This is a genomic window from Streptomyces millisiae, assembly GCF_031845425.1.
In the GTDB taxonomy this organism is placed as follows: Bacteria; Actinomycetota; Actinomycetes; order Streptomycetales; family Streptomycetaceae; genus Streptomyces; species Streptomyces millisiae.
In genome coordinates, this window is the sequence record NZ_JAVREM010000089.1 from 1 (window position 1) to 21,565 (window position 21,565).

General features: G+C 68.3%; 21 protein-coding genes. 13 read left to right on the top strand and 8 right to left on the bottom strand.

Translation table 11 applies throughout. The features are described 5' to 3' along the window. The first annotated feature begins 667 nt into the window (after positions 1–667). Positions 668–1,129, top strand: a complete 462-nt coding sequence (locus RNC47_RS33050; protein ID WP_311604210.1) for a hypothetical protein — start codon at positions 668–670, stop codon at positions 1,127–1,129. A gap of 341 nt (positions 1,130–1,470) precedes the next feature. Here the strand turns inward: RNC47_RS33050 and istB are convergent, their stop codons facing one another. Together istB and istA are read right to left on the bottom strand one after the other, a co-directional pair. Continuing rightward, the gene (istB, locus tag RNC47_RS33055) at positions 1,471–2,280 is read right to left on the bottom strand and encodes an IS21-like element helper ATPase IstB (RefSeq protein WP_311604212.1); all 810 of its coding nucleotides are present in this window, start codon (positions 2,278–2,280) and stop codon (positions 1,471–1,473) included. Then, complete coding sequence (istA, locus tag RNC47_RS33060) at positions 2,280–3,566, bottom strand: IS21 family transposase (protein ID WP_311604243.1); 1,287 nt, start codon at positions 3,564–3,566, stop codon at positions 2,280–2,282. Before istA ends, istB begins: the two co-directional genes overlap by 1 nt. 1,119 nt (positions 3,567–4,685) lie before the next feature. Between istA and RNC47_RS33065 the strand changes: the two genes are divergently transcribed. From RNC47_RS33065 to RNC47_RS33085, 5 genes are all read left to right on the top strand, one after another. Then, positions 4,686–5,288 (top strand): hypothetical protein, encoded by a 603-nt coding sequence (locus RNC47_RS33065; protein WP_311604214.1) that lies wholly within the window; start codon positions 4,686–4,688, stop codon positions 5,286–5,288. A gap of 550 nt (positions 5,289–5,838) precedes the next feature. Then, the gene (locus RNC47_RS33070) at positions 5,839–6,873 is read left to right on the top strand and encodes a hypothetical protein (RefSeq protein ID WP_311604215.1); all 1,035 of its coding nucleotides are present in this window, start codon (positions 5,839–5,841) and stop codon (positions 6,871–6,873) included. 734 nt (positions 6,874–7,607) lie between these two features. Further along, positions 7,608–7,817 (top strand): hypothetical protein, encoded by a 210-nt coding sequence (locus tag RNC47_RS33075; RefSeq protein WP_311604217.1) that lies wholly within the window; start codon positions 7,608–7,610, stop codon positions 7,815–7,817. Then, positions 7,814–8,398 carry a sigma-70 family RNA polymerase sigma factor gene (locus RNC47_RS33080; RefSeq protein WP_311604218.1) on the top strand — a complete coding sequence of 195 codons (585 nt, stop codon included), beginning with the start codon at positions 7,814–7,816 and terminating at the stop codon, positions 8,396–8,398. Before RNC47_RS33075 ends, RNC47_RS33080 begins: the two co-directional genes overlap by 4 nt. Positions 8,399–8,400: 2 nt before the next feature. Then, complete coding sequence (locus RNC47_RS33085; RefSeq protein WP_311604219.1) at positions 8,401–9,225, top strand: hypothetical protein; 825 nt, start codon at positions 8,401–8,403, stop codon at positions 9,223–9,225. 440 nt (positions 9,226–9,665) lie between these two features. On the opposite strand, the gene RNC47_RS33090 is transcribed toward RNC47_RS33085, so the two are convergent. After that, positions 9,666–10,295 (bottom strand): 2'-5' RNA ligase family protein, encoded by a 630-nt coding sequence (locus RNC47_RS33090; protein WP_311604220.1) that lies wholly within the window; start codon positions 10,293–10,295, stop codon positions 9,666–9,668. A 96-nt stretch (positions 10,296–10,391) separates the two neighbouring features. On the opposite strand from RNC47_RS33090, the gene RNC47_RS33095 reads away from it, so the two are divergent. Beyond that, a complete protein-coding gene (locus RNC47_RS33095; protein ID WP_311604222.1) occupies positions 10,392–11,867 on the top strand; it encodes a prenyltransferase/squalene oxidase repeat-containing protein in 1,476 nt (491 codons plus the stop codon). Positions 11,868–11,875: 8 nt separating this feature from the next. Continuing rightward, a complete protein-coding gene (locus tag RNC47_RS33100; protein WP_311604223.1) occupies positions 11,876–12,157 on the top strand; it encodes a hypothetical protein in 282 nt (93 codons plus the stop codon). A 42-nt stretch (positions 12,158–12,199) separates the two neighbouring features. On the opposite strand, the gene RNC47_RS33105 is transcribed toward RNC47_RS33100, so the two are convergent. Beyond that, on the bottom strand, positions 12,200–12,721 hold the full coding sequence (locus RNC47_RS33105) for an NUDIX hydrolase (RefSeq protein ID WP_311604224.1): 522 nt from the start codon (positions 12,719–12,721) through the stop codon (positions 12,200–12,202). Between the two features lie 215 nt (positions 12,722–12,936). Here RNC47_RS33105 and amcB point away from each other — a divergent pair, with 215 nt between their 5' ends. The 5 genes from amcB to RNC47_RS33130 all read left to right on the top strand — a co-directional run bounded on the left by amcB (position 12,937) and on the right by RNC47_RS33130 (position 16,806). Continuing rightward, entirely contained in the window at positions 12,937–14,088 is a 1,152-nt protein-coding gene (gene amcB, locus RNC47_RS33110; RefSeq protein WP_311604227.1) for a cyclophane-forming radical SAM peptide maturase AmcB, read from the top strand. After that, positions 14,085–14,276, top strand: a complete 192-nt coding sequence (amcA, locus tag RNC47_RS33115) for a multiple cyclophane-containing RiPP AmcA (RefSeq protein WP_311604229.1) — start codon at positions 14,085–14,087, stop codon at positions 14,274–14,276. The genes amcB and amcA overlap by 4 nt, the downstream gene beginning before the upstream one ends. A gap of 70 nt (positions 14,277–14,346) precedes the next feature. After that, entirely contained in the window at positions 14,347–15,033 is a 687-nt protein-coding gene (locus RNC47_RS33120) for a pentapeptide repeat-containing protein (RefSeq protein ID WP_311604231.1), read from the top strand. 537 nt (positions 15,034–15,570) lie between these two features. Next, complete coding sequence (locus RNC47_RS33125) at positions 15,571–15,789, top strand: hypothetical protein (RefSeq protein WP_311604233.1); 219 nt, start codon at positions 15,571–15,573, stop codon at positions 15,787–15,789. Between the two features lie 390 nt (positions 15,790–16,179). Beyond that, the gene (locus RNC47_RS33130) at positions 16,180–16,806 is read left to right on the top strand and encodes a hypothetical protein (protein ID WP_311604235.1); all 627 of its coding nucleotides are present in this window, start codon (positions 16,180–16,182) and stop codon (positions 16,804–16,806) included. Between the two features lie 452 nt (positions 16,807–17,258). Here RNC47_RS33130 and RNC47_RS33135 read toward each other — a convergent pair whose 3' ends face one another. From RNC47_RS33135 to RNC47_RS33150, 4 genes are all read right to left on the bottom strand, one after another. Further along, on the bottom strand, positions 17,259–19,034 hold the full coding sequence (locus tag RNC47_RS33135; RefSeq protein ID WP_311604237.1) for a hypothetical protein: 1,776 nt from the start codon (positions 19,032–19,034) through the stop codon (positions 17,259–17,261). 357 nt (positions 19,035–19,391) lie between these two features. Further along, positions 19,392–19,970, bottom strand: a complete 579-nt coding sequence (locus tag RNC47_RS33140; protein WP_311604239.1) for a hypothetical protein — start codon at positions 19,968–19,970, stop codon at positions 19,392–19,394. Positions 19,971–20,194: 224 nt separating this feature from the next. Then, entirely contained in the window at positions 20,195–20,518 is a 324-nt protein-coding gene (locus RNC47_RS33145) for a 6-carboxytetrahydropterin synthase (protein ID WP_311604240.1), read from the bottom strand. Positions 20,519–20,617: 99 nt separating this feature from the next. Then, positions 20,618–21,307, bottom strand: a complete 690-nt coding sequence (locus tag RNC47_RS33150; RefSeq protein ID WP_311604241.1) for a hypothetical protein — start codon at positions 21,305–21,307, stop codon at positions 20,618–20,620. Positions 21,308–21,565 lie beyond the last annotated feature (258 nt).

Genomic DNA, 21,565 nt, shown 5'->3' on the forward strand with positions numbered 1-21,565 from the left:
ATGAAGCGCAAGCTGAAGAAGATCCAGTACCGCCCGCACCTGCTCGACGGCTGCCTCGTCGAGACCGGCCTGATCATCGAGCCGCCTTGACCACCCCACCCGCTATCGCGAGTTCAACCTCAGCACCGGTGACCGGCATCAGGATCAGGCCGACCGGGGCTTCTCGTTCATCGCCATCGGCGAGGGCTAGAACACCGGCCCCCCTCGGCGCACCGGGGCGCCACCCAGGTGACGCCCCGGTGCGCCGATCGAGCCCGACGCTGCGGCCCTGGGGAGAGGGCTGCAGCTCAGCCGTGCTCGGGCAGGACCTTGTGCCTGAGCAGCCGGGTCTTCTCGGCGATGAGGCGTTGGACGACATTGCGCTGTGCCAGCAGATCAGCCTCAGCGCACCGCACTACGGCCACGGCCTCCGCCGGTTCGCGGCGCAGTGCCTCGATCTCGGCGTCCCGCTTCGGGGGCGAGGTGAGGTCGCCGCGCGCGTTCGCGGCGAGGTCTCGGGCGCGGATGGCCCGCAGCTCCGCTCACATGGTCTCCAGGTCACAGCTCAGTGTCGCGTTCTAAGCGAGCAGCATGCGGTTCTCCACCGTCAGCGCTGCCTCCTGGCGGGCTGCGGCCTCGGAGGGCGCGGCATGTGGAAAACGATGCGGCAGCGCCAATCCTGGGCGCTATGGCGACACCGACGAAGAGCGCGGACGAGCGGCAGGACTATATCGACCTGATGCGCGACGCGGGCATGCCTGACATGGTGAGGGTCTGCCTCTACCAACTAGCCTCCCGACTGCGTGGTCCGATGGATTTCGGAGACGAGCTTCGCGTCAGCTACGACCGGAAGGTCCTTGCGGCACAGACGGGTCTTGACGAAGAGGCCGTCGACCTGTGCATCGACATCGCGGCTGAGATCGGCTGGGCAGCAGAGGTGGGCCGCAGCTCCCTCGTGCTGCGCGAGCCGCAGCAGGACCTGAGGATGTGGCTCGACATGCTCAAGGACATCGACCAGCCGGTGACGGACGAAAAGCGCTACCAGGGACTGCGGGAGGCGTTCATCGCGGAGACGGACAAGCTGCGGAACGAGCCCATGGTGACAGTGCGCCGGCTGCGGCAAGCGGCCAAGGACTTGGGGATCGCGTAGGCACCCCTTGGCCGTCCCTCAGGGGCGAGGGGCGGGTGGTGAGCGAGCAGGGAATCGGAAAGATGGCCACCCGAGCGCAGGCCAACACGGCAGCTCGGGCTGGCCCATGCCGCAGCGGCCAGGCCGCTGTGCCAGATGCGCATCGTCTAACGTCGTCCCGCTCACGTGAAGTCGCCCTTTGGTGATCTGGTGGGTGTGCGGGATCGGCGGCAGACTGAGACCTGTGGAGAGCGACATCCAGCTCGGTCAGCGAGTGATGACCACTTTTGTCGGCGTCGGGTGAATTCTGACCCGGTTTGGGCGGGTGGATTCTGACCCGTTCGCGTCTTGGTTGTCGGATGTTAGTCGGTTTCTGGTTGGGTTGGGACGCGTCCGAGGCGGCGTCCGCGCATGCGGTAGGAGTCGCCTTTGAGGGAGTGGACCTCGGCGTGGTGGACGAGGCGGTCGATCATGGCGGCGGCGACGGTCTCGTCGCCGAAGACCTCTCCCCAGCGTCCGAAGGGTTTGTTGCTGGTGACGATCAGACTTGCCCGTTCGTAGCGGTTCGAGACCAGTTGGAAGAACAGGTTCGCCGCTTCGGCTTCGAAGGGGATGTAGCCGACCTCGTCGACCACGAGGAGGGGGTAGCGGCCGAGCTTGGTGAGCTCGGTTTGGAGGTGGCCGGCGTGATGGGCGGCGGCGAGGCGGTCGACCCATTGGGCGGCGGTGGCGAAGGCGACGCGGTGGCCTGCTTGGCAGGCGCGGACCGCGAGGCCGGTCGCGAGGTGGGTTTTGCCGGTACCGGGTGGGCCGAGGAAGACGACGTTCTCCTTGGCGGCGATGAAGTCCAGGGTGCCGAGGTGGGCGACTTGCTGGCGGGTGATGCCGCGTAGGTGGCCTTGGTCGAGGTCTTCGAGGGTCTTGATGGCGGGGAAGCGGGCAGCGCGGATGCGGGCTTCGCCGCCGTGTGATTCGCGGGCGGCGACCTCGCGTTGCAGGCAGGCGGTGAGGTACTCGGTGTGGGTCCAGTTCTCCGCCAGGGCTCGTTCGGCGAGGCGTTCGGCCGCGTCCAGGAGGGCGGGGGCCTTCATCGCGCGGGTGTAGAAGGCGAGGTCAGCGGCTGTCTGCCGACCAGTGGTCGGGGTGGTGGCCTTGGGCTGGGTGGGTGGCATCAGCGCTCCTGCGGCGGGAGGGCGGCGGGGGTGGTGGGGTCGTCGAGGATGCCGAGCAGGTCGTCGTAGGCGTCCAGGCGGCGCTGTTCGACCTCGACCAGGTCGGTCGCCGCGCCGGTGGCGGTCTGTTGGCGGGCCGCGGTGGCGCGGACGGTGCGGCGGTGGTCCGCGCGCAGGAGGTCGGCGGCGCGGGCGTGGTGGGGGTCGGTGAGGGTCTGGTGGCGGGCCCAGCAGCGGGCATGGCGGGCGACTTCGGCGCCGCCGGGAGTGAGGGTGACGATGACCTCGTCGGTGTCGGTGCGGACCACGGCCTTCTTGCCGATCGCCAGGGGGTTGACGGAGTAGTCGCAGGTGTCCACGCGCACGTAGTGGTCGCGGCCGATCCGGGTGGCGAATCGCCACCAGCGGGGCGGGTCGATGGGTGGCAGGGAGAGCATCCCGGCCCGATCGGCCTCCCATCGATCGACAGGCCGGGCACCCAGCGCGCGGTGCTGGCGCCGGTTGGCGATGGTCAGCCACTGCTGAAGCTGGGTGTTGAAGTCGGACGGACCGGTGAACGTGCGGCCGGGCAGGAACGACGTTTCCAGATAGCCGTTGGCCCGTTCCACCAGGCCCTTGGCCTCGGGATCCCTGGGACGACACAGATGCACCCGGATGCCCAGCAGCCCGGCGAAGGCTGCGAAGTCCCCGGTCAGCACCCGGCCGCGGCCCACCCCCGCCTCGTTGTCCCATACCAGCATTCTGGGCACCGCGTCCCAGCCGCGCAGGAGCTGCCAGTGTCCGTCGATCAGATCGCCGGTCATCCTCGTGGGCAGCATCCGCGCCGCGATCACCCGCGAGTAGCCCGCCACCATCACCAGCACCGGAGGCCGCCCCTGCTGGCCATAGCCCAGCGGGATGTCCACCGGCGGGAACCACAGGTCACACTGGGCCAGCTCACCGGCCTGATAGGTGGTGCGGGAGACGGGGTCCACCGGCAGGTAGGCCGGCCGCAGCTGGCGCACCCGCTCCTTGAGGATCGTCATGCCACGGTCCCAGCCGATCCGCTCGGCGATCACCGTGGCCGGCATCGTCGGCGTCTTCTTCAACAGCTCACGGACAGCCGGTTCGACCGCGTCGACCGCCGAGCCCTTCACTGGCCGGGAGTACACCGGCGGCCGATCGCTGGCCAGGGCCCGTTTGACGGTGTTCTTCGAGATGCCCAAATGCCTGGCGATCGCCCTGATCGGCATCTCCTCGGCCCGGTGCAGTCGGCGGATCTCTGCCCAGTCCTCCACTCGGATCACCCCTTTCCTCCCGATCTTGATCAAGATCAGAATGGTAGGAAGATCATGAAATGGGTCAGCTTTGACTCGCCGTCAAAGGGTCACGATTCACCCGCCGCCGACAACTTTCGAGGACCCTGGTCTACCTGAAGGGACGATCGGCACCGTCGAGCACGTCCACGACGATCCGCCACCCGAAGGAAGCTTGGACATGCGGCTGGAAAACGGGGAGCTGATCTGGATTCTTCGCTGCGGGGTAGATCCGGTCCGCGAGCCTGTGACCGACGAGAGGACACCGGCTCAACCGACAACGTCGACCAGCATTCCGTTGCCGCCTCCTGGCGAGGGTGGCCCGCCGGGCGGGACCTGATGGCACAGCCACGACCTCGAGCCCCCAGGGCCCCGGAGACCGGCTCATGAGCGCAACGCCGCGCCATCCCGCTCTCGACCCCGCCATCACCTGGCCCTCATTACCTGTGTGGGTCCGACGGGAGAGGGAACGCGTCGACCTCGTCTCGCTGGCGCCCGCACGCGGCGCGCGACCGGAGCAGGTTCTCCTCCCCGTTGACGCTGAACTCTTGCTCCAACTCGGGCAGATCTCACTCGGCAGAAGCCGGGCCAGCCTCTACGCCGTGGGATTGGTCGATGAACCTACCGACCGACGGCTGATGCTGTGCCTTCGGGGCTCACCAGGCGCGGTCCGCATCCGGGGTGCGGTGTCACCGGTAGCGGATACGCTCTACAAGAAGACCAGAGCTGCCCTCCTCGCGGCCGGCCAGATTCAGAGAGCCGCGGGGGCCACGCAAGAGGCCGCGCACTGCAGCGCCCTGGCCCGGCAGCTGATGATGGCGAAGCGGGGAACCGAGCGTGGGCGCAGCGTACGTGCGGCGTCGGGCGGCCTGCCGACGCTCGGCAAGCGCAGGTGATCGGAGCGCTGGCCCGGGCCCGCCCGCCGCTCGGTGCCGCGCGGCGGCAAGCGGGCAGCGGCGATTGGGTAGCGTCTGTGCTGGACGTGGCCGCGCGATCTGCTGGGTCGTGCCCTCCATCCGGGCCCCGCGCTCCTCAGACGCCCGCGCCGAGCGGGATAGTCGCCACGTGACCCCTGTGCCGCCATCGGCCATGAGAGGGAGACAACGGACGATGCGTTTCACCATCGACACGGAAGTTGATTCCTACGAGAAGGTGTGCGAGGTGGTGAACACTGCTTACGGGAGGCAAGCGCGCTCCCAGCTGCCGCCGGCGCCTCCGCCGCTGGCCGAGGACGAGATCTGGTGTGATCCGCGGCGTCCGGAGTCGGGGGCATGGACCGAGGACATGGTCCGCACGTGGGCCCGAGGTCTTCCGACGACCCTCGATGTCCAGGTCTTCGCCTATCGGATCTGCATGACTCCGGGAGAACCTGTCGAGAAGCGGGCCATGCAGGACTACCTGGACCCCGAAGGAGGGATGGGGGCCATGAAGCGGGTCGAGGCGTGCATCAGATGGGCCAACACCACCGGGCAACTGGTGGGCAGACACCGCATGCCCTTCAGCCGTGACGATCGGCGTCGCTCGTACACCGCCGCCCCCCAGGTCGCCAGCGTCATCCTGGAAGAGCTGAGCGAAAACGAGATCTTCGACCAAGTCATCGCCCACGCTGCCGCACGGGAAAGTGCTGCCAGGCCCAAGACGAATCGTGGGCCCGTGGATGCGCCTCCCGAGGAAGAGGCGCTGGGCTACTTGTCGATGAGGCCTTTGCCGTAGGTGGCGCACCACGCGCCTCCGGGTTACGCAGGGAGGGGGTGGCCCATCAGAGCCGCGTAGATGGCGGCCCCTCGGCCTTGGGATGCTTGACGATCTTCCACCGCTCGTCGTACCCCGCATCCCTTGCTCAGCCCAGGGGGAAGACGGCTATGGACTGTACGGTCCGGTCGGGTCAGCCGGAGTCCGGCTCGCTGCCCGCTTCGAACCACGGCACGTCGGGTCCCGCCCGGCCTAGAGACCGAGGTGCTGGCTGGCGCCGCCCCGTATTCACCGTCACCCGGGTCCGCCTCTCGGGATGAGATCCGGTGCGGATACAGGGGCGGCATGAGGAACTGCTCCATCCGAGTGCGGCGTCGTCGTGTCGCGGCCGCACCGGGCACCGCGAACGGGATGATCGCTTTCGGCCTGCCGATGGGAGGCCAGCCCCGGTGCCGTCCGACCATGGCACCAGCAGCGGGTGAAGGGACCGGGTCCCGCCCACGAACCACACGCGTTGCAGATTCCTCGTTCCCCTCGTGGCATGCCGGGTCGGCGGTCGCCGGAGGTCTTTATGCCGAACACTTTCACGCAGCGCCGGGCCGAGCAGTACGCCCGTTTCACCGGCCTTGGCTACCACAAGGCGCTCGCACGCGTCGCGGCTCTGAAGCCCGGCGAGGCACCCCTTCCCCCGGCGCAGGGCGCCCAACGTCTCCTGGAAGGGCGGGTGTTCACCCACCTGGGAGGCGACGTGGACTACTTCCCCCACCCGGTGGGCATCGCGGCTGTCCACCCGGGCCCAACGAGTATCACCGTCGTGCTGGACTCCTCGGAGACTCGCCACGGACACCCACTGGCGCGTCATGCCATCGAAGGGCTGCTCCCGGTCGAACTGCCCGATTCCATCGAGTCTGCCGACCCGCTGCACGGAGTGCGAGGATTGCGCGTCGCCGCGGTCACGCGCCATGCGCTGCACCTCACCCTGGTGGGCACCAGGGCCCGGTTGACGCTCACCAGCAGTGGCGACACCGACTGGCGCGAGGTGCTGCGCTGGCGCGCGGCCGGGCTTCGTGAGGCCGGGGCCCGGCCCTGCTGGGACCAACCGCGCATGACCTCGGCCGAGGAACTCTTCGAACACGACCATCCGACCTTGTGCCAGGCGGAGGACGAAGCCGCATGGCTCCCCAGTGGGCTGCTGCGTCGCGTCGGTCTCCTCCACACCGTCAGCACCGCCTACTGCACCCGCTACTGGCTGACGGTCGACGAGTGGAGGTTCGAACTACGCCACGAATACGGCGTCCCGATGCCCCACGACACCTTCATCGCCCATCTCACCGATCCACGCTGGGGACTTCCCCTCACAGTGGATAAGCACCACTGCGACTGCGGCGCACCGTGGCTCGACCCCAAGTACGACCAGCAGTGCACGATCGAACTTTCCCACCGCGAACAGGTACCGGGAGAACTTCAGCTCCGTTTCCGCACCAACTACAAGAGCTATTCCAATCGAGACACGCTGGCCCGGCTGCGGACTGTGCAAGCAGACCCGGCGTGGCTGCGCCGCGTCCTGCCCTCTCACCTCGCCGGCGCGGAGCAACCCACGGCGTGATGCGGCGTCCCGGAGCGACCAGCCCTGGGTGAGCAGGTGACGGATCCGAATCCTCGCTCATCAACCGTGCGGCTACCTCGGATTGGAGACGGCGGCCGTGCCGAGTGTGTGGTCGTGTACGACACCGTCGGGGAGGGCCGTGTCGCGCGCGCCGGCGGCCTCATGGCCGTGCTGGGACAGCGCGTTGCTGTTGCCCGTCGCGGGCCGGGCTGAGCCCGCCGTGATCACCTGCCCGACGCTCCGGATGACGGCGGTGGCCGACGTGTGCTTCGGTCGCACCGCGGACTCGCACGGGTCTACACGCGGGAGGCGTGACCGAGCCTCGAAGCCCCCATGGACATGGGAGGGGCCGCTGGTCGCCGGCGGACACCGCCCGTCGAAAACGGCACGGGCGTGACACTGGACGCTCATGTGACGTGTGCCACTTCTAGGTGATCGACTGGGGATATGCCCATACGGACGTAAAAGCTGGCGGGATGGCGCGCGGCATCCGAAGGCGACATTCTCGCAGGTGGGCGAGCGGTTCGAGTCGTGATGACGTCTCACGCGGCCCTGGCGTCACGGCATATGCCGTGGTGCGGAATCTTGAGTTCCGAAAAAAGTGCGAGGGGGCATCAACGTTCGGCAACGCGTTGCGGTTTGCTGGTGGCTGAGAGCGACGACGCTCTTCAGCGTGGTCCGGAGATGGGGGTGCTCTTGGATCGGCTGCCCTTCGTCTCAAAGGACTCGACTCGTTGAGCCACATGGACGCGATCAGCGTCTTGACGCTGCTCCTTGGGCTGCGTGTGTTCGGCCCCGACGTGCTGACTCTGTTCCGATGGCTGCTGGGGGCGGGCGTGCGCGTCGGCGTTGCGGCCATGGCCGAACGTCACCACCGCCATCCCTCACCGCCGGCGTCTCCGACCGCCGTGTCGCTGCGAGGCGAGGACGGTGATCAGGAGTGAGCGACATCCCTGATATGCCCCCGGGAGCCGACCGCGCGGTCAGAGAGCTGACCCGCCGTCTCCCTCCCGCCTTCTGGGCCTTCCACCAGCAGTACTACAAGATTTACAAGAGCTACGCCGAGCTCCTGATCGGCGACGACGAGGTCGCCAAGCGCGTGGTCCACCGCGTGATGATGGACTTGGCCGTCAACTGGGCCAGGCTGATGAGGGAAGCATCGCCCGAGGCCACCGCCTGGGCCATCCTCAAGATCGCCATCCAGCAAGAGCTCGACACCCGCGGTGGCGAGCCCGCCTTAACCGAGACCGCGGCCTTCCACCGCGCCATCCTGGACTCCTACCGAGAACGGTTCGCCGTCCTGGAATCGCAGCTTGGTCTCTACGCCGCGATCGCCCGGCTCCCGGAGCGCCCGTACGACGTGATCGTCCTGCAGTACGTCCTCGAACTCCCACCCCGCCGGGTCGCCGACATCATGGGCATCTCCCTGCCCACCGTGCGCTCCCACCGACGGATGGCCAAAGCCAAGATCGCCCGCGACCTCGACCTGGCCTTCAATCCGTACACCGACGACGAGGATGCATAGACATGAGATTCCGCCCCAGCATCGACGACTACCTCCGCAACGCGGCCGTGCCCACGGCCCCCACCGGGACGCCGCCCGAGGACGATCCCGAGATCGTCGCCTCCCGCCGGCAGATCGAGGAGGACATCGCCGACACCCTGTGGCAGGAAGCCCTCAACCGTGACTCCTACGCCCACCGGTTCCTCCTCCACCACACCCCCGGCCACAACGAACCGGACAGCCGCTTCCCCCCACCCCCCATCGCCCTCCAGGAGCAAGCCGCCCACGACCTCACCGAGCTCGCCGGCCTGGTCATCCGCACCTCCCACGCCGCCGCCGACATCGCCGGCCTGGTCAACTCCACCCGCATCGAACCCGACGGCGCCCTCATCTTCGCCTGCCTCCTCCACCTCGCCGACCGCCACGAAGGCGCCCAGTTCTGGTGGCAGTTCAGCGCCGGAGCCGGCAAATCCACCGCCGCCCTGTGCCTCTACCTCCTCCACATGCAACGAGGCGAGATGCGCGACGCCCATCACTGGGCCCACGAAGCCACCGCCCTCGAAGTCCTCGACCACCTCCCCACCCACCCCCTGCGCACCTTCTACGCCTGGGAGGAACCAACCCTCTTCGAGCAGGGCTACACCACCGCCGAGTCCATGCTCCTGCGCACGGTCTCTTCCCTGAGCCTGGACCATCCCGCCCCCCGCGCCACCCGGGCCACCCGCCCCTGGCGCGACCTCACCGCGGCCATCAACCGCCTGGACGTCGACCACGACCCCTACTTCGGCGACGTCCCACGCCCCGACCCCGACCTTGCCGCCCAGTTGGAGGTCGCCATCGCCTCGTGACCTGGCACGACCGTGGCCCGGCCCTCCCTCTCCCAGGGAGGGCCGGGCCATAGGTGCGGTCGAGGGAATGCGTCGTAAGAGCCAAGGCGACGGTGACCTGCGCCCGTCACGCGCGGGCTGGTTGCGGCTCCATCTCCAGGGCTCCGGCGACCTTACGCGTCATCTCCGCGGTGCGGGGCGGCTGCCGGGGCAGCCGCTCAGCGGTGACCAACTCGTCATTCGGCTCCGGGCGGTGGGCGTCAGCCCGCGACACGACCGTGCCACGGCACTGTTCACCCTGGCCTCTGAGTTCCGGCGGCGATCCTGGCGCGGATGCTGGGCATCCACCGTTCGGTGGCCGTGCAGTGGCAGGCAGGCTAGTAACGGGGACTGGGCGGCGTACGCGGCCGATGTCGCTGCACGCCCAGTGCGCAACCGACCGGCGTCCTGAACAGCGCCCTTCAGTAACCCGCGCCGAGCGCGATCGACGCGACGTGGTCCCAAGTGATCGTCTTGGCCGCGGCGTCGGCCGTGACGTCCACGAGGTGAACTGCGTCTACCCGAATTGGGGCGTGCCCTGGGCGTACGCCGTTGCGGAGCTTCCTTTGGATCTGGTCGGAGTCGCATTCCTCGGCCGCGTATCCGAGGGTGAGGTGCGGGACCTTGGTGGGGTAGCCCGTCGCGTGGGGCCCGCGCACCGCCTGGATTGCGGCGCGGACGGTGGTGTGGAGGGTGTCGAGGGGCCCGTCGGGATGGACGTCGGCGATCACCCCGGTCGCGTACGACATGAGCGAGCCGATCATGACGTCGAACGGCTCGATGTCCGCGAGCCGCTTCGTCAGCTCGTCCACGAGGGTCTGGCGTTCGGCCGGCGGGATGGCTCGGCCCACGCGATCGGTGATCTGGTCGACAGTGATGTGCAGCCAGCGGTCCTCGACGCAGGTGATCGGGAAGTCCTGCAGGACTGCTCGTGCGCGGGCGACGAGCGCGGCCAGCTCTCGATCTTGATCGTGTGGGGTGAGGTACACGTGGAGCAGGGTTTCGCCCTCGGGCCACACGTCCTGGGCGTGCTGGAACACGAACGGTTTCATGCCCACGCACCGTAGCCGCCGAGCACTGAACGCGCTTTGAGATCAGGTGAGTTGGGTACGGTCCGACCGGGCGTCTGGGGCCGGCGGAGGCGAATCATGAAGAGTGCGCAAGCGGGACTCGCGGCATTCGAGACCAGAGCGGGAGAGGCAGCCCGGACCCTGCTGGACAATCAGGGCTACGACGGCGGGTGGGGTCTGACCCTGACCTCGGTCTCGTCGATCGTCAACACCAGCGAGGTCCTGCCGATCCTGCGAGCCGCCGGCGTCGGCGGCCAGCCGGTCCGGCGCGCGCTCGACTTCCTCACCGGCGCCATCGCGGACCACTGCCGGCCCCGCCACAAGGGTGGCCGCGGCGAACACACCCGGTTCATCGCCTTTGGTCTGGTCGGGCTTCTCTCGCACCCGCGCTTCTTTCACCACCACGGCGTCGCGGAGACCGCGGCCTGGTGCGTCGGCTGGCTGGAGGACCACCAGGTCGATCACGGCTGGCCCGAGGTTCTCGGGCTCGACGACACCTCGCTGCACCAGACCGCCCTGGCGGTGCACGGGCTCGCCGAACTACGCGACGCGCTCCACGACCTCGGCCCGGGGCTGGTCCTGCCGGGCGGGGCGGAGACCAGCGATTTGCTGGATCGGGTCGAACTGCTGATCAACCACGGTGTGCACGGCCTGCTGTACCACCGGCGCCCGAGTGGGGCCTGGGGGTGGCGCACCTACGTGGACACCGATCCGAGCCCGAGCAAGACCGCGCTGTGTCTGCTCGCGCTGTCGGCCGTCGCCTCCGGCACCGGGCCGGGTGGCGATCCCGCATACCGCGACGACCCGCGGGAAGCGGGCGGCGTGCACGGCCCCGTGCAGCACAAGCGGCTGTCCGAGGCAGTCGTCGAGGCCGGCAAGTGGCTGCTGCACAACCACCACCGCTGGGAGACCTTCGTCGAGGACGACAAGGACGTGCAGGGCACGGCCTGGGAGCACATGGCCTACGCGCTGTGCACCCAGGCCGCTGTTCGGGCCGGCGCCAATCCGCGCGATCCCCGGCTCGCCAAGGCGTGGACGTTGATGAACGACCTGTGGGACCCGACCGCCCGACTGTGGAACGAGCCCGGGGCCTCGGGCAAACGCGCGACCATCCGGGCCGCGTACTACACAGTGTCAGCCTACGAGGAAGCGGTACAGCGCCTGGCTCGGGTAAGCCTGTCCGACAGCGGTGCTGAGGACGGGAGCGAGTCTTCAGCCGCAGTGGTCATCGAGCAGGTCGAGCTCGGCCCCGGCCGTACGGTGCGCATCAGTGCCCGCGGCAGCGAGGGCACGACGGTCTGCGAGTTGACGGCGCGTCTGTTCGACCTGGTGAAGGCCATCTTCGACGCCCCCGCGAACGGGCTGACGACCGAGCGGATCGCGGCGACGCTGTACGTCGCACCCTCCTCGGTGCCCAAGTACGTTCAACGGCTGAACCAGGCGGTATCCACAGCCTTCGGCGGCGCCCCGGCCCGCCTCCTCCTGGCCGCGACGGTCGATGAGCTCGGCGGATATCGCCTCGCGGGGCAGCGTCCTGCGGGGGACGGAGGATAGTAGAGACCATGAGCGGACAACCGAAGCTGATGACGGTGCAGCAGACCCGTGCGCTCGTCGGCGCCGCGCTCGCGGACCCTGCCGTTGACCTCGCCATACCGCTCGGGCTCTCGCTCGCGCTTCGTGAGGGCCTGCGCACCGCCGTCCTGGCCTCGCTGACCCGCAGCGACTACCACCCGGCCGTTGGTGAGGTGTCCGGCAGCCTCACCTACCAGGACGGCGAGCAGATCCGTGTCGCGACGCTCTCTGCGGAGTCCGAACTCCTGCTGGCCGCCTACCTGGAGCGATAGCCCGCCGCCTCGTACAACGGGGCCGCGCCTCGGCACAGCTGGCTACGGCCGGGCGCGTTCCTCAGCCACCGGGTAGTTCAGCAGGGCGAACCGGGCCAGCGAGCGCACCTGGTCGAAGGTCTTAAGGGCGTCGAAGTCCTCCAGGCCGAACCACTGTGCTCCGTGGACCTCAGCGAACTCCGCTTCGACGGCCTGCCCACGGGTGCCGGGCTGCCGCCGGACGTAGAAGAACTGGACCAGCGCCGGAGTGGCGAAGCCCTCGCGCTCGATGTCCACGTAGAACGGCACCGGCTCGGGGGTGGCGTTATGGTCGGCGGGATGGATGGCCGGCTGGCTCGAGATCGCCTCGACCACCAGGCCCGTCTCCTCCTTGAACTCGCGCACCGCGGTGCCCGCGAAGGACTCGCCGGGCTCGATGTGGCCCCCGGGCGGGACCCACTTGTCGAAGCGGTTGTGGTGCACGAGCAGCACCTTGCCATCCTCGACGAGGTAGCCCGAGCAGCAGTACACGAGACCGACGTCACGGGAGGTCTGGCCGTCATGGATCAGAATCGAGCGAGGCACGCCCGCCACGATAGACCACCCCGCATCCGTCCGAACTCCTATACAGATCAGGTGGCTTCGGTGTGCTGTCATCGCCGAGTGGATGACATGTCAGCAGCGATGACAACGCGATGTCATCGCGTGCACGTCACGACGGGATGGATGGTGGTGGCATCCCGGCCCGCGGCCTCTGGCCCACGGTCGAGCCGCCCTTGTCCGTCGTGGAGAGGACACCGATGCACTCTCGCCCGTCCCCGTGGCGCACCCAATACCAGCGGCGGTTCGCAGCCCCGCAGACCGTAGTGGTACAGCCCACGACCTGGTGCAACCTGGACTGCCGGTACTGCTACCTGCCCTTTCGCAAGCTCAAGCATCAGATGTCCCCAAAGGTCGCCGCGGCCCTGGCGCGGGCGGTGGGCCAGCTCGACGACAGCGGCCAGCCGATCGGCATCGTCTGGCACGGCGGGGAGCCATTCGCCGTCGGCCAGCAGAACTTCCGGGCCCTGCTGGCACCGTTCGAAGAACTGCGCCACGCGGCCCGCATCCATCACTACGTGCAGACCAACACAACGTTGATCACCGACACATGGTGCGAACTGTTGGCCGAGCACGACGTCCGTGTCGGGGTGAGCATCGACGGGCCGGCCAAGTTGAACGCCGAGCGCGTCGATCTTCGGGGCAAGTCCGCCTTCGACCGCATCCTTCGCGGCATCACGACTCTGCGCGAGCACGGCGTCCCCTTCTCGGTCATCTCCGTGGTCGGCACCCTGGGCATCGCGATGCCGGAGGAGCTGCTGGAGTTCCTGGGCTCCCTGGGTGCACGCTCGGTGGGCTTCAACATCGAGGAGATCGAAGGGGTCAACACCGACCGGGAGCCGCCCAGCGCGGAACAGGCCGAGGACTTCTGGCGCCGCGTCCTCACCTGGTCTGGGCAGCACCCCGATGCCCCGGAGGTACGCGAAGTCGCCCGCCTTGCCGACTATCTCCGGCTGATCCGATCCGGACACAGAGCCGACTGGTCCCGGCGCCTCCTGGACCCGATTCCGACCGTCTCGTGGAAGGGCGACGTGGTCCTGCTCTCCCCGGAACTCGCGGACACGACAGCTCCCGAGTACGACGACTTCGCGGCCGGCAACATCCTCGAACGGCCCCTGACCGAGATCCTCCGCGATGCCCACCGCCTCCGCTACGTACGCGACTTCCTTACCGGCCTGGACCGCTGCGAGGCCGAGTGCGAGTTCTTCGACTTCTGCCGCGGAGCGCAGGCCGCCAACCGCTACTTCGAGAACGACAGCCTGAAGTCCACCGAGACCAACTACTGCCGGGTCTCCCGGCAGGCCCTGGTCACGGCCCTGTCCACTCTCGCAACGAAGGAGTCAGCTGCATGACGCTTCTGGACCGACTCGCCACATCCGACGCCCCCGTCGTGATGGAGTTGATAGCCCTGCACGACGACCCGGCCCCGTTGATTGTTGGAACACCGTGGGACAACCGGCCCACGTGGGACAACTGGGCGAAGAACAACCCGGCCCCCTTCGACAACCGTCCGACCTGGGACAACTGGAACAAGAAGTAACCGCTCGGTGCTGCCGCCCCTCCGGGGGCGGCAGCACCCCGAGACGAGTCACCGCGCTGAAAGGCTTCTGATGGACACCCGCACGATCCGCCGGACGAGCGTCACCCTCCCCGCCTTCAACGAGCCGGGCCTCTACCTCTCCAACGTCACCTCGCTTGAGGGCGGACGAGGCCGGCTGGCCGAGTTCCAGTACGCCGACGCCGATCTGCGCGACCTCGACCTCGCTGACACCCACATGCTCGACGGCCGGATCACCGGCCTCAAGGCCCAGCGCACCCGCCTGGAGAAGCTCCGCGTCGACTCCGTGGAGTTCATCAGCTGCGACCTGGCCTCCCTGCAGTGGACCGACAGCAAGATCTCCCGATCCGTCTTCCGCGACTGCAAGCTCATGGGCGCCACACTCGAAGACGTCACGCTCGACAACGTGCTGTTCGAGAACTGCAAGCTCGACTACAGCACCCTCACCCGCGTCCGGGCCGCCGGCCCCGTGATCTTCTCCAAGTCCTCGCTGCGCGAGACCACCTTCGCCGCCGCCGACCTGACCAGCACCCTGATCGACGACTGCGATCTACGTCTGACCGAGTTCGACGGCGGGAAGTACCGAGGCCTGGACCTACGGGGCAACACCCTCTCCCAGCTCCGCGGCCTCTCCTCGCTCAAGCAGGTCATCGTCGACCAAGCCCAGATGCTCCAGCTGGCGGAAGCCCTCGCCGCCGAGCTGGACGTCACCTTCGGCGAAGACCTCGACGACAAGTAGCCCTCGCACCCGTCCCAGGGAAGCACCGCCATGGGCCCGCGACTCGTGTTCGACACGTTCGACGACATACGTGACCAATGCGACACCGCACCGATACGGCGATCCGGCAGCGAGCCCGGCTACGACCACGGAGCCGTCGTCCCCGGCGACGAATGGTCCGCCCTGCGGTGAAGGAGGCCAAGCAGTACCAGGCCGACGACGCGGCGCCGGATAGCGTCCGCATCGAGCTCGTCCACCGTCAGCTGCCGGAATTCGACCACGACGGCCTGGAAGGGCCGCCTCGAAGCCGCCGCCCGCCTCGACGCCCTCGACGGCCGCTGGCCCACCAAGCTCCTGGGCTGCGCCGCCAGCCCCGGCAACTGGGTCACCACCACCGAGGACTCCGCCACCGGCCGCCGGATCGGCCTGCACGTCGACAACTTCGACCGGCTGCCGTACCACCGCCGCCACCAGGGCCGACGACGGCTCTGCCTCAACCTCGGTCCAGGCCCGCGATACCTGCTCGTCGGCGACCACGACGTCCAGCAGATCTGCCGCGTGATTCACAACGCTCCAGAGCGGCACTACCCGCACACCGAGGACACCCGCCAGTACGTTGCCGCAGGACACCCGCTGCGCTGCCTACGTATCCGCCTCGACCCGGGCGACGGCTACATCGCCCCAACCGAGTTGTTTCCCCACGACGGCTCGACCGCAGGAATCGACCGGCCGTCCGTCGCCGCCTTCTGGCTCGGCCGAACGCCGAACGCGTCGTAGCAAGCAGCGACGAGACCGCACCCCGGCGCCAAGGACCGGCACGGAACACGACATTCCACCCCGCGTTGAACCCCGCCCTAGCCTGGCCCACGTTCGGCATGTGGGCTCGATGGACCGGCGAGCGTCTCGACCTCGTTTCGCTGGACCCTGACGCGACCCAAGCCGAACAGATGCTGCTGCCATGCGACCCGGAACTCCTGACCCAACTCGGAAGGGTCTCGCTCGGCAGTCGTGCCGGCCTGTACACCGCGCGCCTGACGCAGGAGGGCACGGACCGTCGGCTGGTGCTATGCCAGCGGAACTTGGCAGATGCGGTCCGGATCAGCGGGGCCTGATCTCCTATTCCTATTGCAGGCATTGAACCGTCGCGTCTTCTGACATGCTTTGCCCATGAGCCCCTTGGCATTCAGTGCGACAACGCTGCGGGTCACGTCCATAGACGACGAACGGTTCCGCACCCCCATTGGGGATTTCGTGCTCGCCGGTTCGGAGGTCCGTCTCACGACGCACCATGAGACGGCTGAAGGCGTGCGGTCGAGGTTTCACGTCAGCCTTCCGGACGGACATCCCGATGAATGGGAGCGGCTGGAGGTGGACATCCGATGCGGGGGGCCATGGCTGACCCGGGCGATCGCGATCTCCGATGCCATGGGGGACGTGACCGTGACGAGCGAGTGCGCGGTGGAAGCATGGGGGGAGCGATCGGCTGACGGGTCTTGGCCGGTCCTGGTAGTGCCTTCCCTCAGCTTCGAGTCGATGGGGTGCGCAGCAGCCGTGGGGCAGGGCCACGTTGAGTTCAGCGGGCGGCTGTTTCCCGACCTGTGGGGCGTGAAGGCGATGCGGGAGCGGCTGCCGTGGGCCTCCGACGGGAGGAAGCGGCCGTTCGTCGGTGCCCTGCCCACGGAGCCGGGAGAGTTGTGGAGGGTGGGGACGACACAGGTACCTCCCCCGAAGGAGGGACCGGTCCCGTTGCGGGTGACCCCGTTCGGGGAGGTGCCCGGTGCTGTCCCAAGGTAGTGCGCGTGCGCAGGGAGGCCATCCCGCGGGGATGCGGAGGGCGCCTCGCGCTCTGTTGGGCGCGGTCGGGACGCTGACGGAGCACACGGGCTTCGCGACGATCGCCGCAGCGCGCTGGCGGCCCACGAGCGTTATCCGCAAGGACGCGCTGAGCGACGCCCTGGCCCGTGACAGCACCCCACGTGACTTCCCCGAGGGCGAGCACGTCTCGTGCCTGGGGCGGGCCGCAACCACCTGAAGTCTGTCCATATTCAGATGGGCGACGCGGCCTTCGTCCCGTTCCCTCCAGTGCGTCGTCGATACTCAGGAACGCCTACACTCCCTGGGACGCACCGGCGAACCCCTCCAGATCAACGCTCAACCCGTCCACGTATTGGACGATCAGCCGTCGGGCCTTCGCCCCGAACATCCCAGGCCCCTGGTCGCCGTGACGAACAGCAGTTAATCCGTGGCTACTTGCCCTTCCGCTTCCGCTTCGAGGATTTCTTCGGCTGCTTGCGCACTACGGCGCTGCGGTCCGGCGGGGTGCGCTGAAGCGTCCCCGCGGCTGCGCGGAGTACGTTCTTGATGCGGATATCGAGCGTTCGCCGCTGCTGCGGGCTAGTGGCGTCCGCGGGCCACTCTAGGAGGTGCTGCTGGATGATGGCGACGATGTCGTGCTCCCAGACTGCCCGTTCATGCGGGTCGCGGGGAAGCGGGAGGTCGGGGCCGTAAAGGTCCTCGAGGAAGGCGAGCGCTTCAACATCGCTCACCTCGGTGACCATCTCGCGGTCGGGAATCCGGAGCGCCTTGGCCTCGCTCTCTCGAATTTCCTTGATCAGGTTGAGACGCACCCGCTCCCGAGCCAGACGGAGACGAGGGTGTTGCGTCACTCCCGCCGCCAAGGCCGCGAACGCCACCAGCCCAGCAGAGCTCTCGGCGGCGTCTTGGTCGAAGTCGACTCCCTCCTTGCCGGCCGTCTTCACCGCAGCGAGCAGTTGCTGCGCGCCCTGCTGGAGCTCGTGCGGAGCGTGGCGGTCGACCAGCGGAGCGGCAAGGTCCGCGGCTTCAGGGTTCGTGATGTGCACTCCGGACTCCTCCGCCAGGCGCAGGAGGTCGTTGCCCAGGGAGAGGGCCTGTCGGGCGGCGAACCGGAAGCGTGGCAAGGAGTACGGGCGACGGCCGGGATCGTCATCCCACGTCGCGACCCGGTCGACCACCGCGGCCAGCGTCTCGCGATCTGCGTCGATATAGGCGAGGACCGCGCGGCGGGAGAGGGCATGCATACGACCGGTACGTTCAACGACGTCGTCGGGCAGCTTGCCCAACACGTCACCGACGGCGCTGCGCAGAGCCTCATCCTGCGAATCCCTCTCGCCGCCGGCGGCACGGCGCGCCTCACGGGAGGAGGGCAGGGCGCGGTGGGCGGCGATCGCCATGGCGAGCTCGAAGCAGAGCGTGCTCTGGATGTCGCGCTGCTGGGCGCGGAACTCGGCGAGCGCGTCCTCGATCTGGCGGTCGTCGCTGGCGTGAACCGCCTCAACAGCACGCTGCCACAGCCCGGCAGGATACCCCCGGAGGCCGACGTCCTGGGGCGCCATCTCCTTCAGGAACGCGGTGGACATCATGGAGGCAGCGACCCGTGACCAGGTGTGCCACAGGTCTGCCCCGCGCCCCGCGTCGATGAGGTGACCGACTCGGTCCGCGGCGAGCGTTGAGACCCTGGCGTTCTGGGCGTTCTCACTCAGCGCGCACACGATCCAGGTGGCAGCGGCCAGCCACCCGGCTTCCACTCCCGCCACGCACGCGCGGTGGAGCGCTGCGGCCTCCAACAGGTCATCCAGCCCTCCGGCCAGCCGGATCAAAGGAGATACGCCGGTAGCGAGGCGGGCGAGAACCTTGGCCCGATCCTGCGGCTCAAGGTCGGTGGCGCATCGGCGGGCTGCCTTCTCCAGCAGGCCCACCAGGCCCTGGTCGGCGGCCGTGGCCAGGTCTGCCCCGAGTCTCGCCCAGGACTCGTGGGTGTCCGCGAACAGAGGAGTGACGGTCTTGGTGCCGGCCGCGATGACTTGCGCCCAGGCCGCCAGAAGGCGCGCGGTTCGTTCGGCGTCGTGCACCACGCTGCCACGTGCTGAGGTGAGGGCGTCCTGCGACCACAGCGCCGCATCCTTCATGAGCGCCTTGGTCAGGTCTCGCTCGTCCGCCCGTTCAATCAGCATGCCGTGCCATGCCCCCACGTCGTGCGTCACGGCAACCGCTGGGTCGTCATGACGCGTTGATCTCGATGGTCCAGCGTGTCAGCCTGGCCGCGGCGGCGGCAAGGTCCGAAGAAGCTTGCCAGAGCGCGCACCGGCCGGCCGGAATGATGGTCTCCAGCGATGACCAGTCGGCAGCCCACCGCATGGGCTTGGACACTGCGGCAGCCCAACTGGTCATGCTCCTCGTCACCGCCCGTGGCCCTCGGCGAGGCTGAGCGATCAGCATCACGCCGGGGGCGAGGCTGCTGGTGGTGCTCGGTGAGCACGAAGCGGACAGCGCGTGGATCGCTACGTCACATGGCATGCGATGGAGATCGTAAACCTCGGCCCCTCGTGGATGATCGCCGGTCAGTTTCCTCCAGCCCGGCGCCTCACAGGCTGCTGGGCCGGCACCACGGGTAGCGAAGCCTTGGGGTGCACGTACGCCACCGGGTGTTGGTCGCGTCGGAGGACCTGGCCGGTGATGGCCCATTCGCCGAGCCACTGCTGGACCGTTTGCCGGCACGTGGAGTAGCCCTCGGCACGCAGCTGCGCGGACAGAGCTGATGCCCCGGTTCCCGTCACGCCTGCATCACGGATCAGCTGAAGCGCGCGTTCCCGAGGATTCGCACTCTCCTCTTGCCGGACGGCACGCGTCGCGCGCGCAGGGTTCGGGGGCGCTTCGGTGGAGGGGGCGTTCCAGTTCCGGGTCCAGTTCTCCCAACTCGGGATCGAGTCGTCCATGGTCGCCACCCAGATGGTGACCTCGGACTCGTCGCCATCGCGCGGACCAGGGATGGTCACGTTCTCCAGCCGGAATCCCATGCCCAGCGCGAGCGCACCCGCGAGGGCCTTTTGCGCATCTTCGGGACTGACGAGAACGCGTTGGTTGCTGCGCAACGGCTGCGGGAGCTGTCGTCCCGCAGCACTGTCGTGTGGTGTCGTCACGAGCCGTCTAACGACGACAGCTGACGGCGGTGTCGGGCCAGGCAGAGAGAATCCCGCCGGCGAGTCGTCAGCCGGCGGTGCGACCCCAGCAACGCGAGCAACGCCCAGGAACTCCACGCATCGAACGCCCAGATGACGTCTCTCTCGTCATCAGGCGCGTTCTCTCACGCGCTACCCCGGGGCCGCACACCCTCTGCCGAGGAACCGTCGCCGCCCGCTGGCCATCACTCCGGTTCAGGGCGATAGATGGCCCAGGTGCCCGGCTCCGGGGAGATCCGGGTCTCCGCCAGGTCCGGAATCTGCCCGGCCCAGGACTCGTAGACCCACCGGGCGACGCGTTCGGCGGATGGCGAGGCCCCCAGCACCTCCGTGAGAGTGCGGTTCGTGAGCTCGTTCTCCGCCCACTTCTCGATGGTCTCCACCGCCACGGGGGCCCTGTTGTCCGGCCGCGGCGCGGCGGACTTCATGACCAACACGGCCGTGAAGTCGTGCCGAGCCCCAGAAGCGTGCCGAGCTCGGATGGTGGCTGAGATCTCCGTGGCGTACATGACCGAAGTATCCCGCCGACCAGACGGCTTCCTGAAACCGAGCGGCCCAACGATGATGCGCAACCGGGGAGCTGCCGCTGCCCGAGGTCAGCGCCGAGGTCAAGACATGGCCTCTTCCAGGTCGGCGGAGGCGACGGAGACCGCCAGCGCGAAGTGCCGGCTCGCGGCCAGACATCCTTCGGCCGCAGTGCTCGGATCGGCCTCGGACTGCGCCTTGCGCAACGAGATCAACCCGGACAGCATGGCGGTGTCGACCGCCTCGTCGAGGATTTGATCGACGGTGAACTCTCCCGAGGCCGCTACCCCACGTACCCAGATGACTGCCTGCTCGGGGTCCTCCAGCAACGCCACGAGGAAGTCACCGCCAACTCCCGCTCGCCTCATGGCGGCTGACTGCGGCGCCGTCACCAGCGCCTCGGCGTCCAACGGCTGAGGGTGGTCGCCGGCGCCGAACCCCACGTCGTTCAGTACCTGTTCGAGTTCAGCGGTGACGCACCGCGCTGCGAAGGTCCGCCGGCTATCCGCCTCTTCTTGCGCGACGACGGTGGGCCAGCGTGTGGCGTCCTCTGCCCGGGCGTCGTCCAGTCGAATGCTTGCGGACACACTGAGTTCCGCGATGGCCCGACGGCTCACGGCCACGCCGGCCTGCTCAGGCGGGGCGTCGGCGATCGGCCCGTACACCTCACCAGCAGCGGCCGCGCAGTCACCGATCAACTGGGTGAGGGTGGCGATCAGCCGAGCGTGACGGCGGCGACGGGCAGGCATGTCGAGACGCTCTGATGTGGTCACGCGAGAACTATGCCGTCCACAAGGGCCCTTTGCGGTCAAGTTCCTGTTTCCCGGCCGAATTCCTTCTACCCTGTCTGCGCGCGAAGGCTCCGATGTGGGGAGGCTTTAACGATGGAGACGCAGGGACACGAGTGTCAACGGCCATTGAGTCGTCCCCGCTTGTGAGGTCCGGAGAGATGCTTGACAGTTCGGTCCTGGGACATGCTTGACGGTGTCTCGCTCGATGCTTGACGGTTCCAGGTGATGGTTGACGGTTAG

Bases quoted from the DNA above. Each gene is read 5' to 3' on its own strand.
- istB (WP_311604212.1), bottom strand. From the start codon at position 2,280: ATGCCACCCACCCAGCCCAAGGCCACCACCCCGACCACTGGTCGGCAG.
- amcB (WP_311604227.1), top strand. From the start codon at position 12,937: ATGCACTCTCGCCCGTCCCCGTGGCGCACCCAATACCAGCGGCGGTTC.
- RNC47_RS33130 (WP_311604235.1), top strand. From the start codon at position 16,180: ATGAGCCCCTTGGCATTCAGTGCGACAACGCTGCGGGTCACGTCCATA.
- RNC47_RS33145 (WP_311604240.1), bottom strand. From the start codon at position 20,518: ATGTACGCCACGGAGATCTCAGCCACCATCCGAGCTCGGCACGCTTCT.
- RNC47_RS33085 (WP_311604219.1), top strand. From the start codon at position 8,401: ATGAGATTCCGCCCCAGCATCGACGACTACCTCCGCAACGCGGCCGTG.
- RNC47_RS33100 (WP_311604223.1), top strand. From the start codon at position 11,876: ATGAGCGGACAACCGAAGCTGATGACGGTGCAGCAGACCCGTGCGCTC.
- RNC47_RS33065 (WP_311604214.1), top strand. From the start codon at position 4,686: ATGCGTTTCACCATCGACACGGAAGTTGATTCCTACGAGAAGGTGTGC.
- RNC47_RS33120 (WP_311604231.1), top strand. From the start codon at position 14,347: ATGGACACCCGCACGATCCGCCGGACGAGCGTCACCCTCCCCGCCTTC.
- RNC47_RS33050 (WP_311604210.1), top strand. From the start codon at position 668: ATGGCGACACCGACGAAGAGCGCGGACGAGCGGCAGGACTATATCGAC.
- RNC47_RS33070 (WP_311604215.1), top strand. From the start codon at position 5,839: ATGCCGAACACTTTCACGCAGCGCCGGGCCGAGCAGTACGCCCGTTTC.
- RNC47_RS33095 (WP_311604222.1), top strand. From the start codon at position 10,392: ATGAAGAGTGCGCAAGCGGGACTCGCGGCATTCGAGACCAGAGCGGGA.
- RNC47_RS33090 (WP_311604220.1), bottom strand. From the start codon at position 10,295: ATGAAACCGTTCGTGTTCCAGCACGCCCAGGACGTGTGGCCCGAGGGC.
- amcA (WP_311604229.1), top strand. From the start codon at position 14,085: ATGACGCTTCTGGACCGACTCGCCACATCCGACGCCCCCGTCGTGATG.